We start from the raw sequence: 12087 nt of genomic DNA on the forward strand, positions 1-12087 counted from the left end.
GGCGACTTTCCTTACCTGTCATGGGTCGCGAGGACGGAGACGTCTGGAGCGGGTGTGTCGGGTGAGGCGGAGGTGTGGTTGCCCGTTGCCGGGCGGGAGTGGGAGTCCGGGGACGGTGTCCGGCGCCGACTGCGCAGCGGCGCGGTCAGCGTCGCGACTGCGACGGTCCCCAGTACGGCCACGCAGCCGGCATGGGCCAGTGCTGCCGTACGCAGCCCGAAGCCGGCGGTGAGGGCGCCGGCGCCGATGGCGGGCAGACTCATCGCCAGGTAGCTGAGTACGTGATAGGAGGCGAGCGTGCCGCCCTTCTCCCGGGCCGGGACCGAGTCGACGACCGCGCGCAGCGCACCCTGGGAGACGGCGCCGAAGCCGAACCCGGCCAGCGCCGCCCCGGCGAAGAGAAGTACGGGGCCGGCGAGATGGAGGGCACCCAGGGTCAGGACGGCCGCCGGAATCACCGCGCAGCTCCCGAGAAGAGCGCAGACGTCGGCACGCATCCTGCGCGTGAAGTACACCGTCGGGGCGGCGACGGCCGTCAGCGTGAAGAAGACCATGCCGCCGGCGTATTCGGGTCCGCCGGGGGAGACGAGCCGTGTGAAGCCCGGTCCCAGGGACGAGTAGAAGCCGCCGAGTGCCCAGACGGCGACGACGCCGGCGCCGTTGCGCAGGAGAGCGTGGGCGGCCGCCGACGGCAGCGCCAGGTGGGGCCGCGTCGAGCGCAGTGCTCCGGGACGGCGGCGGACGGTCTCGGACGTCGGGACAAGGGCGATGGCCTGCGCGGCGAACACGGCGATCAGGACCGCGTACACCGTGATCGCCGGAGCGGGGGCGAAGCGCACCATGAGGGTGGCTGCCAGGACGCCGGCCGCCATGCCCGTCACCGGCGCGATGCTGTTGGCCAGAGCGGGGCGACCCGGCCGGGCGGGGTCTTCCAGGTCGAGGAGTGCCGCACCTGCTGCGCTGGTCGCCGCGCCGGTCGCGATGCCCTGCAGCACGCGGGCGCCGATCAGGGTGGTCAGGCCGCCGGCCGTCGCGAACAGTGCCATGGAGGCGACCTGGACCGTGAGCGCGCCCAGGAGCACGGGGCGGCGTCCGACATGGTCGGAAAGGGTTCCGGTCGTCAGCAGTGCGATCAGGAGCGCCAGAGCGTAGGCGCTGAAGACCACGGTGATGTCGAGGGACGACAACTGCCACTGAGCCTGGTAGCGGGGGTACAGCGGGGTCGGCGCGCTGGATGCGGCGAGCAGCGCGATCAGGATCGAGGCGTGCAATGCGAACGGCAGGCGTCCGGATGGGGAGGTGCGGGGAGGCGCGAGGCCCGCGGGGACGCTCCGCATGAGGGTCCTTCCCGTGCTAAAGGCGAATCGTTTGCTTTAAGTCACCGTAGGCCCTACGATCGACTAAAGCAAACGATTCGCTTTTACGGTGGCCGGAGGTCCTGTACGAGCCCCGGCCCGTCGCGCCATACAGATCCGGAAGGAAGCCATGACCGGCGAACTCACCCCCCAAGAGGCAGCCCGAGGGGCGCTGCGGGCGGGGCTCCCCCTCGGGGACGGCCGACACGAAGGAGTGGCCATGACGGCCAACCACATCCACTCCGTGATCAGCACGTTGCGCGAGCTCGATTTCGGCGAGACCCCTCCCGCGTCCTCCTACCGAGCCGGACAGGGGGACGCCGATGCAACCGTTTGAGCTGTCGCTGACCGAAGCCTCCCGTGCGGTGCGCGCACGGGAGCTGTCCCCCGTCGAACTCACCGAATCGGTGCTCGCCCGTATCGCCGCCGTCGAAGGACGGCTGGGCGCCTACGTCACCGTCGCCGCCGACGCGGCCCTGGCCGCAGCGGTCCGCGCCGAACGGGAGATCTCCGGAAGCGGACCGCGCGGGCCGCTGCACGGGATCCCCATGGCGCTCAAGGATCTGATCGACGCAGAGGGGATGCCCACCACGGCGAGCTCGCACGTCCGGGCAGGACACGTGGCGGAACGCGACAGCCGGGTGGCCGAACGGCTCGGCGCCGCCGGGGCCGTCCTCCTGGGCAAGACGCACACGCACGAGTTCGCCTACGGCCTGACCACTCCGCAGACGAACAACGCCTGGGACCACAGCCGGGTTGCGGGCGGGTCGAGCGGCGGCTCGGCGGTGGCTGTCGCCGCCGGCGGGGCGACGTTCGCCATGGGCACGGACACGGGCGGTTCCATCCGGGTCCCCGCGGCCCTGAACGGCGTGGTGGGCCTCAAGCCGACCTACGGCCTGGTCCCACGCACAGGCGTGACCTCCCTGTCCTGGTCCCTGGACCACGTGGGCCCTCTCACCCGCACCGTCCAGGACGTCGCGCTGGTGCTGTCGGCGACCGCCGGCCACGACCCGCGCGACCCGGCGAGCGTGTCCGGCCCGATGCCGGACCGCTTCCCGGGAGGCGACCTGCGAGGACTGAAGGTCGGCGTACCGCGGAACCACTACTTCGACCGGGTCACGCCCGAGGTCGAGGAGTCCGTACGCGGCGCGATCGAGCGGCTGGCGGAGCTGGGGGCGGAGCTCGTCGACGTCGAGATCCCGATGGCGCGTTACATCCAGGCCGTTCAGTGGGGGCTGATGGTTCCCGAGGCCACCGCCTACCACGAGCGGTCGCTGCGGGCCACCCCCGACCTGTACGCGGCGGACGTCCGCATCCTGCTGGAGGCCGGCGAACTCACCTCTGCGGGCGACTACCTCCGCGCCCAGCGGGCCCGCACCATGATGCGAGACGCCTGGGCCCGCATGTTCGACGGAATCGACGTCCTCGCCGCGCCGACGGTGCCGATGACCGCCGCCGAGGCGGGGCAGGAAGCCGTCGAGTGGGCCGACGGCACGACCGAGGCCGTGTCGGACAGCTACGTCCGCCTCTGTGCCCCGGCCAACATCACCGGCGTCCCGGCCCTCACCCTGCCGGTCGGTCACGACCGCGCCGGACTGCCGATCGGTATGCAGCTGATGGCGCGCCCCTTCCATGACGCGACGGTGCTCCGTGTGGGCCGGGTCTACGAGGAGTCGGTGGCCGGCGCGGGGCGGCTTGCTCCCATCGCCGCCTGAGGGAAGGCGGACGTTCCGGCCGGCATGCGGTCGCGTCGCTGCAGGGGCGTCCGCCGTGCTCGGGCACCCGGACACGTGGGTGGCCCCGCGGGTCGCCGACGCCGGCCACCGCCTAGAAGCAACAAAATCGCATTAAGGTGGATCGCATGAGTCCCAGGCCCATGGTCCGCCCCGGCGGGCGCAGCGCACGCGTCCAGGAGTCCGTCCATGCGGCGGTACGTGAACTCGTAGGGGAGGTGGGCCGCGACGCGCTCACGGTCCCGATGGTGGCCACTCGGGCGGGCGTGACCCCCTCCACGATCTACCGTCGTTGGGGCGACCTGCAGGAACTCCTGTCCGACGTGGCCGTCGAACGACTGCGCCCGGAAACGGATCCGGCCGATCTCGGAAGCCTGCGGGCCGATCTCGACGCGTGGGCGGAACAGTTCCTCGACGAGATGGCCTCGCCGCCCGGGCGCGCCTACATCCGGGACGCCCTGCTCGGCGACCCCGACGGAACCCATGCCGGTCAGTGTTCGGCGTATGCCGCGGAGCAGATCGACGTCGTGTTGGCCCGTGCGGTGCAGCGGGGGGAGCCGGTGCCCGAGACGGAACTGCTGATCGACCGTGTCGTGGCGCCGATCATGTACCGCATCCTCTTCCGCCCTGGCCGGCTGGACGCCGCATACGCGCGCGAGCTCGTGACGAACGCCGTGTACGCCCAGCAGATCGAGGCCGGCGCTCGCCCCACCCAGGCCGCCGCCCCTTGGCGCTCGAAGAAGAAACCCGACAACTGACCACTTCGCTCATCGGGCGGTCCGGCCCCGGGCCGTGGAGGCCAAGCGGCTGGCTGTACCGGCAGGGTCCTGAAATCCCCGGCAATGACCGACCAGGACGTAGCCCTTGGGCGTGACGCCCGTTTGACGCTCCGTGCGCACGAAGGGCGCTTCGGCGGAGCAGAAAACGGCCCCTGACCTGGTGTTGTGCGAGATCCATCCTGCCGGGACACCTTTCCGATGACGCACCACGTGGAGCGCGTGGCGATCCTGGAGCCGGGGGGCGAAGGGGATCTGACCTGCAGTTCTGTCGGGTTTCTCGGCGTGGCCGATGCACTCGACCTGTTTCCCGCAGTACACGACGTGGAGCATGCCGGGGGACTGGGGAGAGGGATCGACCTGCGGCTTTGTGAGCGTCGTGCGAGAGGGCGGACGCGTTGTCCCTGCGCCGCGGGGCGTACGGGAAACCGTCATGACGCTCGTTCGACGCTGGTCCCGACGGAGCGTCAGGCGAGTGACCCGGGGTCCGCACGGTCGTCTGCCGCCCCGCCGCAGGCGTCCTGGACTTCGTCCTCGACGATCTCTCCGAGCCGGAGAAGCCGTTCACAGCCAACCGCATCGCCCCCCACAGGAGGCGGCGGCGGGGGAGCGACTTCCCTCACCTTGGTCGTCGCGACCGTGACCGCGGCACGGTTCTCGGGGTCCTGCGAGGTGCCGATCGCGTTCAGGGACGAGGTCAGCCCCACCGCGAACGTCGCCGCGACCGTACCGAACGCCACCGCGAGCAGCATCGCGAGAGTACGTACCGGATGCGCGAAGGGGGTGGCGAGACCGTAGGTCACCGGCCGCGGCAGCGGCAGTGTCCCCATCGCCCGATGCGCCCACTGGCCGCGCCCCGTGCGCGGCGCCCGGCCGACCGCGATGGCCTCGACCGTACGCAGCCTTCCGGCCCGCAGCGCGGGAATCAGCGCCGCGAGCCCCACGACGACCAGGGCGGCGGCCGGTACGGCGACGTCCACCCACCAGGCCACCGAGAGCGAGACGCCGCCGTGCACCGACTCGATGTCGGACAGCAGTGGCACGGCCAGGAGATTTCCCGGGACGACACCCAGGGTGATGCCGACGACGGCCGGGATCAGCGCCTGGGCCGCGTAGGCGCGTACGACCTCGCGCGGAGTGAAGCGGAGTGAAGCCGATGGCCTTGAGGATGCCGATCCTGCGCAGGCTGGTGCCGACCGCGCCACTGGTCACACCGCTGACGATGATCACCGACATCACGATGCCGAGCGCGCCGAAAGCCATCACGAACGGGACGGTCGCCGCCGCACCCTGATCAGCGGCGCGCTTGATGTCCAGCCAGGACCGGGTACCCAGCAGTGCCCCGGACCCCACCGAGTCGGCGAGCTTCTTCCGGTCGGCGGTGATCTGCTGCTTCGTGCTCGCGGAGTCGAAGCGGTAGAGCATCTGACTCGCGACCGGGTTGCCCTCCGACGCCGGCGCGTCGACCTGCGCGGGAGCAGCCCAGGAGTCGGCCGTCTTGCCGGCCGACACGGCGAAGCCGACGATCGAAAGGGTCGGGGCGCCCTCGGCGGCCGGAACGCGGGTCATCATCCTCACCACATACGACCTCGACCACTACGTCTACGCCGCGCCCAAGGCCGGCGCCGGCGGCTTCCTGCTCAAGGGGTCGACGGCGCGCAGGCCGCGGAGTCAGACCATCACGAGCGGGTCGTCGGAGCCGCTGACGGACACGGCGAGGGCGGACCTCCTTCCTCCGGGCCGACGCGTTGCCCGTGCCGCGAGACGGGGTGCGGGGACCACCGTGCGGTGGGACACATGTCGAAAGCCCCGCGAGGCCGTTCGCGCGCAGTCGTTCCCCATGGGGCCACCGCAGGCGCGTCCACGCTCGTTCGAAAGATTCGGATATCGCGTACACGCTTTCGTTGCGACCCTTTCTCATCTCATTGCATCCCTCGCGAAGGTTCGCGTGAGGGATGGCTTGAGCAGCGAAGACGTACTCGCCAAGACCTCTTCTGGTGAAAGCGATGTTTCCGAAAGAACGCCGAAAGTGTTGACAGGGTCATGATGCTCTACGAAAACTGTGGCCACCGAACGACAGGAGACCGTCGTTCCCCTCGCGTCATGTGACCGGGGAGGGCGGTCGGTCGTTGCGGCACGACGTGGGGCGATCCCCGCCGTGTTCCATGCAAGGCCGCGGGCAGCAGAAGCCGCCTGCCCCCCCACCAGCCTTCATCGGGAGGACGCATGCAGAAGGACCAGATCCAGCAGAACCCCGCTTCCTTCAGCGGCTTGAGCCGGCGAGGCTTCCTCGGCGGCGCCGGCGCCGCAGCGCTCGCCACCGCGTCCGGACTGCTGCTGCCCGGCACCGCTCACGCCGCCACCACCATCACCACCAACCAGACCGGCTACGACGGCATGTACTACTCGTTCTGGACCGACGGCGGTGGCTCCGTCTCCATGACGCTCAACGGTGGCGGCAGTTACAGCACCCGGTGGACCAACTGCGGCAACTTCGTCGCCGGCAAGGGCTGGAACACCGGCGGGCGCAGGACGGTCCGCTACACCGGCTACTTCAACCCGTCGGGCAACGGCTACGGCTGCCTCTACGGCTGGACATCGAACCCGCTGGTGGAGTACTACATCGTCGACAACTGGGGCAACTACCGGCCCACCGGCGAGTACAGGGGCACCGTCCACAGCGACGGCGGCACGTACGACATCTACAGGACGACGCGGTACAACGCCCCCTCCGTCGAGGGCACCCGCACCTTCGACCAGTACTGGAGCGTCCGGCAGTCGAAGGTGACCAGCGGCTCCGGCACCATCACCACCGGCAACCACTTCGACGCCTGGGCACGCGCGGGTATGAACATGGGCCAGTTCAAGTACTACATGATCATGGCCACCGAGGGATACCGGAGCAGCGGAAGCTCGAACATCACGGTCAGCGGCTGACCTCTGTCCGGCGAACGACCGGCTGCGGGTTCCGTCCTCGTGGCGGGGCCCGCAGCCGTGGCGAACTCGCCACCGCGGTGGGGGCACCCCCGGCCGAAGGCTGGGGGAGGCCGACCGGTTCGACAACCGGCATCTCCACACAGCGATCGGCGACATCCCACCCCACGAGCCCGAGACCAGCCACTACGCTCGACACCAGCCCCCCAGAGGGAGTTGGAGCCGACGCACAGAGCCTCCACCGGTCCCGGACCGGTTCAGTCCCTGCCCAGACGGTTCGGCAACACGCTCCGGTCCGAGTACCTCATCGCCACTGGCGGCCGGTCCTGGACGCGGATCGCCTCGTCCTGGGACATCGACGGTGACGGACTCACCGGCCTCATCGCCCGGGACACCCCCACGGGAACTCCGGATGTACCACGGCCGCAGCAGTGGTGACGCCGACGGAGACGGCACTCCCGGCACCTCCCAGGGACCGTCCCGGCGTCGGTCCCGGTACTCCGCGCTTCGACGTCCACGGCAGGCAGTTCGGCCGCCTCCGCGACGCCCTGCGCGGTCAGGCCCGGCACGGCACCCGCATGATGCCTCCTGCCACCCGCGAGCGGGTACGGGCGGGCACGGAACAGCTGGTCGCGGCACTCGCCGACGCCGATCAGCGCTATCGCCTCGGCGAAGTAGCCGATCGTGACAGCGCCCTGCGCTACCTGTCCCGGCTCGTTGCCGGAACCCTGCGGCACAGTTGCCGTGCGCGGTACAGGCGGGACAGCCTGGTGATCGTCGACGCCCGGCTCCTCGCGGACGGGCCCGAGTCCGACGCGGCCGGTGCCGTGGCCGAGCCGCTCGGCAGCCGCCTGCCGGCCGGCGCGGGCAGACTCGCGGTGACCGTGGAGCTCATTGCCGAGGCGTTCCTTTTCCCGGGCGGGGGAGCGGTCCCGGATCTGCTCGCGGCAGCGGGCGTGGCCGGCTTGGCCGTGATCTGCCCGCCCGTCCAAGGCCTCCGGCACCGGGGCGGAGAGCTTCTCGTCGACGGTTCGTCCACCGCCGGGGAACCCGAGACCGGGGACGAGGAGCCCGACCGCCCGGTGCCGTCCCGCTCAACCCCCGTCCCCACTGCTCTGATCGATCCGGCGTCACCGCGGGATCACGGACGGTAGGGTGAGGGTGATCGCAGCGGACACGGTGATCGCGTACGGCATGAGGGGGAGGGCGACCAGAGGACATGGCGGCGTTGGAGGAGAGCCAGGGGCGTACACGGGACCAACGGTCGGTGTTCGAGCGGTACCAGGACGCCGCGGCCGATGCCGGGGAGCTTGAATCCCCGTTGTTCTCCGTGGAGGTCACCACCGACGGCCGGCCGACCGACATCGAGCGCGAGGAGGCCGAGGATGTGGTGATCGAGCAGATCACCTCTCCCTTCGACCCCGAGCACATCGACATCGACACCCGGACGACGACCGTCGATCTGCTGTTGTCCCGGCTGCGCAACGAGATGATCGACCTCGCCCCGGACTTCCAACGCAAGGCGGGCATCTGGACCGACGGCAAGCAGTCCCGGCTCATCGAGTCTCTGCTGCTGCGCATTCCCATCCCGTCCTTCTACGCCGCCGAGAAGAAGGACGGCAGCTGGGCCATCGTCGACGGCATTCAGCGCCTCACGTCCATCGCGCGTTTCGTGGAGCCCGAGGCGGTCGGCGCCGACCCGCTGAAACTGACGGGCCTGGAGTACCTGCGCAACTTCGAGGGCACGGGCTTCGCGAACCTGTCCGGGAAACTCCAGATCCGGCTGCGTGAGACCGAGGTCGTCGTCCACGTCATCCGGCGAGGTACCCCCGAGCCGGTGATGTTCAACGTCTTCGCGCGCATCAACACCGGAGGCGAGCCCCTCACCCGGCAGGAGATCCGGCACGCGCTCATCTCGGGCCGGGCGCGTACGCTCCTCGCGGAGCTCGCGGAGACCGAGGAGTTCCGGCGGGCCACCGGTTACAGCGTCGTCGGGGACCGGATGGCCGACCGGGAGATGGTCCTTCGCTTCCTGGCCTTCCGGATGACCTCTCCGCACGCGTACAAGCCCGGTGACTTCGACGCGTTCCTCGCCGAGGCGATGCACCAGGTGAACCGTCTCGACAGCGCGGAGGAGAACCGGCTGCGGACCGAGTTCCTCACGGCGATGCTCGCGGCCGAGGAAGTCTTCGGCCCCCACGCCTTCCGGAAGTACCGCCGGAACCAGCAGCGCAAGTCACCCATCAACAAGGCGCTCTTCGAGGCGGTCGCCGTCAATCTCGCGAGCCTCGGCGACGACGAGCGCGAGGTGCTGCGGCAGACCGACGTCCTCGACGCCTTCGCGGAGCTGATGGAGGACGTGGAGTTCGAACGTGCCATCTCGGTGGGCACCGGTGACGCCAGGAAGGTCCGCAAGCGGTTCGACGCGGTCAAGGAGCTTCTGGAGAAGGAGCTCGGCGAGGGACGGAGCGGGGCCGGGCAGTGATCAACCGCATCACGCTGATCAACTTCAAGGCGTTCCGGCGTCTGGAACTCCCCCTGGGCCCGCTCACGCTCCTCACCGGTCTCAACTCCTCGGGCAAGAGCAGTGTCCTGCAGGCGCTCGGGCTGCTGCGACAGTCGTACGAGACGCAGATGCTCATCCGGACCAGACGTGCCGGGGGCGGGTTGCTGCTCAACGGTGACCTCGTGACCCTGGGAACCGCACAGGACGTTCTGCACGAGGACTTCGGGCCGGTGGAAGAACTCCCCTCCGTCCGTGAGCCGCTCGTCGGCTTCGTCATCGAGGAGGACGGCGAGCAGCGGACCTGGGCCGCCGCGTACGACGTCCGCCACCCCGACCGGGACGTCATGCCGCTGGCGGAGGGATCGGTCCGCGCGCACCTCGCCGAGCAGCCGTTCCAATACCTGCACGCCGACCGCATCACCCCGGCGGTCACCTACCCCCGCTCCCACCAGATCGCCGTCGCGCGAGGCTTCCTCGGCGTACGTGGTGAACACACCGTCAACTACCTGCGTCACCACACGGACCAGGACGTACCCATGGAGGTGCCCGACGGTCCACTCCGCCATCGCGGCGCCACGTCTCCCCAGCTCCTGGACCAGACGATCGCCTGGATGCAGGAGCTGTGTCCGGGCGTCAACATCGAGACCGACCCCATCGAAGGCACCGACTCGGTCCGCCTCTCCTACGGCTTCGGCGGCACCGCGGGCATCAACGCCACCCGCCGCCGGCGCCCCACCAACGTCGGCTTCGGTCTCACCTACGCGCTGCCCGTGGTGGTCGCCTGCCTCACCGCGACGCCCGAGAGCCTGATCCTGCTGGAGAACCCCGAGGCCCATCTGCACCCGAAGGGGCAGAGCAGGATGGCGGCACTGCTGTCCGCGGCCGCCGCCACCGGCGCCCAGCTGATCGTCGAGACGCACAGCGACCACGTGCTGAACGGCGTCCGCATCGCGGTGAAACAGGGCGTCCTCCAGCCGCAGGACGCGGTCGTCCACTACTTCAGCGGCAATGGGGCGGGCACCGAGGTCGTCACCCCGCGCATCGACAAGGACGGCATGCTCGAGCAGTGGCCCGAGGGCTTCTTCGACGAATGGGAGAACTCGCTCGACCGGCTGCTGGACTGACGCCACGGGATGACACAGAGGGAGGGGAAAGCGTGTCACTGCTGTTTCTCAACGAGAAGTCCTGGGGGACGGCCTGCGACCCGGCACGGGCCGAGCGGGCCATGGCCGACTTCGTGGCCGTCGTCCGTGCCGCCGCGGCCGCAGGAGGCGCGACCCTCGTGAGCGAGGTGGACGTCAAGGCGCTGGAGATCGCCGAGGGCTACCCCGTCAACAAGTGGATCGGCGCCAGCCCGCGCAACCGTGCCCTCTGGCAGCGACTGCGGGCCTTACAAGGCCGCTCTCCCGTGCGGAGCGTCTTCCCCGCAGAGGATGCCGCCGACCATCTGGAGTACCGCCACCACGGCGAGGTCGTCCTCGGCCTGGGCGCCGCGCACTTCATGGACGGCATCGCCGTCAGCCTTCCGGTGGCCCGTCCCTGGCAGACCGACCAGGTCGCACTGGAGCGCGCCGAGCTCGTCGAGGACGACGATGGCACGCTGGAGATGCGACATGACACCGTCGACGTCCGGCATCTGTCTGCCGAGCCGCATCTCGACGGGCATCTGGAGTGGATCCGGAAGGCGCGCAGGGAGAGCGTCACCACCGGCCTGCGGATCTGGGACAGCCGGGCCGACCTCTACCCGCACCTCACCTTCCTGCCGCGCGTCGAGGGCCAGCTCGGCGGCCTGAACCCGCACTGGGTGGTGCCCGTACGGCGAGCCCTGGAACGGCTGGAGGAAGCCGTCGCCGCGTGGGATCCGACGACCATGGCCGAACCCGAGTGGCGGAGCAAGGTCAGCCCGGAGGGCGAGACCCGTAAGCGCGTGTGCCGTTTCACCGACCTGGACGGGGAAACACGCACCTTCGACCTGCACGCCCGGTTCACGCCGGGCGCCGGCCGCGTCCACTTCCGCCTGGTCCCGGAGGAACGCACGATCCGCCTCGCCCACATCGGCGGCAAGATCCGGCCGGAGGTCTGACAGCGCCCGTCAGAACATCGGCAGCGACCTGCCGGATCGTCGCCTCGGGCCGCCACTGGTACAGCGCGACCGCGTCCGCCTTGAACTCCGGCGGACAGTGCTTCATGGCCGCGAGATGTCCGTTCTCAGATCCTCAGGATCCGGTGTCTCGTGTGTCCAGGATCACGGTGTCCTTGACGGTGAGGCTTGTGACCTTGTCGATGCCGGGGCCTTTGGCGGGGCCCGTGCCCGCGAGGACGATCTTGCGGACGAGATCGGGTTCTTCTGCCGCGATGACCTGGGCGATGAAACCGCCCATCGACAGGCGGAGCAGGTCGACCCTGTCGTGCCCGAGGGCCCGGATGAACAGCACGGTGTCGCGGGCCATCGCCTCGATCGTGTCGGGTGTGGAGCCGCCGGACGCGCCGACGCCGCGGTTGTCGAAGGCGATCACGGGGCGCCGGGCGGCGTGTCCGTCGACGACGCGGGGATCCCAGTTGTCCAGGACCGCGGACAGGTGGTTGAGGAGGATCAGGGGTACGCCCTCGTCCGGACCGAGCCGCCGGTGGACGAAGGCACGCCACGCACGGACACGGAGCGGTTCGGCGTGTTCTCGTACGACATCGGGGCGGGTGAACTGGACGGTGTGCTCATGGCCGGGTCCTGAGATGGTGTGGCGGGGGAGCGGGGTGCGCGGGGTCTTGTCGCTGTCGGAGGTGAC

13 protein-coding genes are annotated in these 12087 nt (G+C 70.1%); 10 read left to right on the top strand and 3 right to left on the bottom strand.

The window, feature by feature from the left end:
* Positions 1-11 precede the first annotated feature (11 nt).
* Positions 12-1337: an MFS transporter gene (locus ACH4N1_RS25010; protein WP_398100232.1), complete on the bottom strand. Its 1326-nt coding sequence runs from the start codon at positions 1335-1337 to the stop codon at positions 12-14.
* Positions 1338-1485: 148 nt separating this feature from the next.
* On the opposite strand from ACH4N1_RS25010, the gene ACH4N1_RS25015 reads away from it, so the two are divergent.
* The 3 genes from ACH4N1_RS25015 (at position 1486) to ACH4N1_RS25025 (ending at position 3846) form a co-directional block, all read left to right on the top strand.
* On the top strand, positions 1486-1692 hold the full coding sequence (locus ACH4N1_RS25015) for a hypothetical protein (RefSeq protein WP_398100233.1): 207 nt from the start codon (positions 1486-1488) through the stop codon (positions 1690-1692).
* Positions 1679-3070: an amidase gene (locus ACH4N1_RS25020; RefSeq protein WP_398100235.1), complete on the top strand. Its 1392-nt coding sequence runs from the start codon at positions 1679-1681 to the stop codon at positions 3068-3070. Before ACH4N1_RS25015 ends, ACH4N1_RS25020 begins: the two co-directional genes overlap by 14 nt.
* A gap of 146 nt (positions 3071-3216) precedes the next feature.
* The gene (locus ACH4N1_RS25025; protein WP_398100237.1) at positions 3217-3846 is read left to right on the top strand and encodes a TetR/AcrR family transcriptional regulator; all 630 of its coding nucleotides are present in this window, start codon (positions 3217-3219) and stop codon (positions 3844-3846) included.
* A gap of 485 nt (positions 3847-4331) precedes the next feature.
* On the opposite strand, the gene ACH4N1_RS25030 is transcribed toward ACH4N1_RS25025, so the two are convergent.
* A complete protein-coding gene (locus ACH4N1_RS25030) occupies positions 4332-5069 on the bottom strand; it encodes an FtsX-like permease family protein (RefSeq protein ID WP_398100239.1) in 738 nt (245 codons plus the stop codon).
* Here ACH4N1_RS25030 and ACH4N1_RS25035 point away from each other — a divergent pair.
* The 6 genes from ACH4N1_RS25035 (at position 5012) to ACH4N1_RS25060 (ending at position 11387) form a co-directional block, all read left to right on the top strand.
* The gene (locus ACH4N1_RS25035; protein ID WP_398100270.1) at positions 5012-5158 is read left to right on the top strand and encodes a hypothetical protein; all 147 of its coding nucleotides are present in this window, start codon (positions 5012-5014) and stop codon (positions 5156-5158) included. The two genes, ACH4N1_RS25030 and ACH4N1_RS25035, sit on opposite strands and share 58 nt — an antisense overlap.
* 932 nt (positions 5159-6090) lie before the next feature.
* Complete coding sequence (locus ACH4N1_RS25040) at positions 6091-6801, top strand: glycoside hydrolase family 11 protein (protein ID WP_398100240.1); 711 nt, start codon at positions 6091-6093, stop codon at positions 6799-6801.
* A 428-nt stretch (positions 6802-7229) separates the two neighbouring features.
* Complete coding sequence (locus ACH4N1_RS25045) at positions 7230-7952, top strand: hypothetical protein (RefSeq protein ID WP_398100241.1); 723 nt, start codon at positions 7230-7232, stop codon at positions 7950-7952.
* A gap of 113 nt (positions 7953-8065) precedes the next feature.
* A complete protein-coding gene (locus tag ACH4N1_RS25050) occupies positions 8066-9283 on the top strand; it encodes a DUF262 domain-containing protein (protein WP_398100243.1) in 1218 nt (405 codons plus the stop codon).
* On the top strand, positions 9280-10428 hold the full coding sequence (locus ACH4N1_RS25055) for a DUF3696 domain-containing protein (RefSeq protein WP_398100244.1): 1149 nt from the start codon (positions 9280-9282) through the stop codon (positions 10426-10428). The genes ACH4N1_RS25050 and ACH4N1_RS25055 overlap by 4 nt, the downstream gene beginning before the upstream one ends.
* 32 nt (positions 10429-10460) lie before the next feature.
* The gene (locus ACH4N1_RS25060; protein WP_398100246.1) at positions 10461-11387 is read left to right on the top strand and encodes a hypothetical protein; all 927 of its coding nucleotides are present in this window, start codon (positions 10461-10463) and stop codon (positions 11385-11387) included.
* 133 nt (positions 11388-11520) lie between these two features.
* Here the strand turns inward: ACH4N1_RS25060 and ACH4N1_RS25065 are convergent, their stop codons facing one another.
* Positions 11521-11901, bottom strand: a complete 381-nt coding sequence (locus ACH4N1_RS25065; RefSeq protein ID WP_398100267.1) for an alpha/beta fold hydrolase — start codon at positions 11899-11901, stop codon at positions 11521-11523.
* On the opposite strand from ACH4N1_RS25065, the gene ACH4N1_RS25070 reads away from it, so the two are divergent.
* Positions 11884-12033 carry a hypothetical protein gene (locus ACH4N1_RS25070; RefSeq protein ID WP_398100248.1) on the top strand — a complete coding sequence of 50 codons (150 nt, stop codon included), beginning with the start codon at positions 11884-11886 and terminating at the stop codon, positions 12031-12033. The genes ACH4N1_RS25065 and ACH4N1_RS25070 overlap by 18 nt on opposite strands.
* The last annotated feature ends 54 nt before the right edge of the window (positions 12034-12087 follow it).

It is taken from the genome of Streptomyces sp. NPDC017202, from assembly GCF_044331705.1.
Taxonomy (GTDB): domain Bacteria; phylum Actinomycetota; class Actinomycetes; order Streptomycetales; family Streptomycetaceae; genus Streptomyces.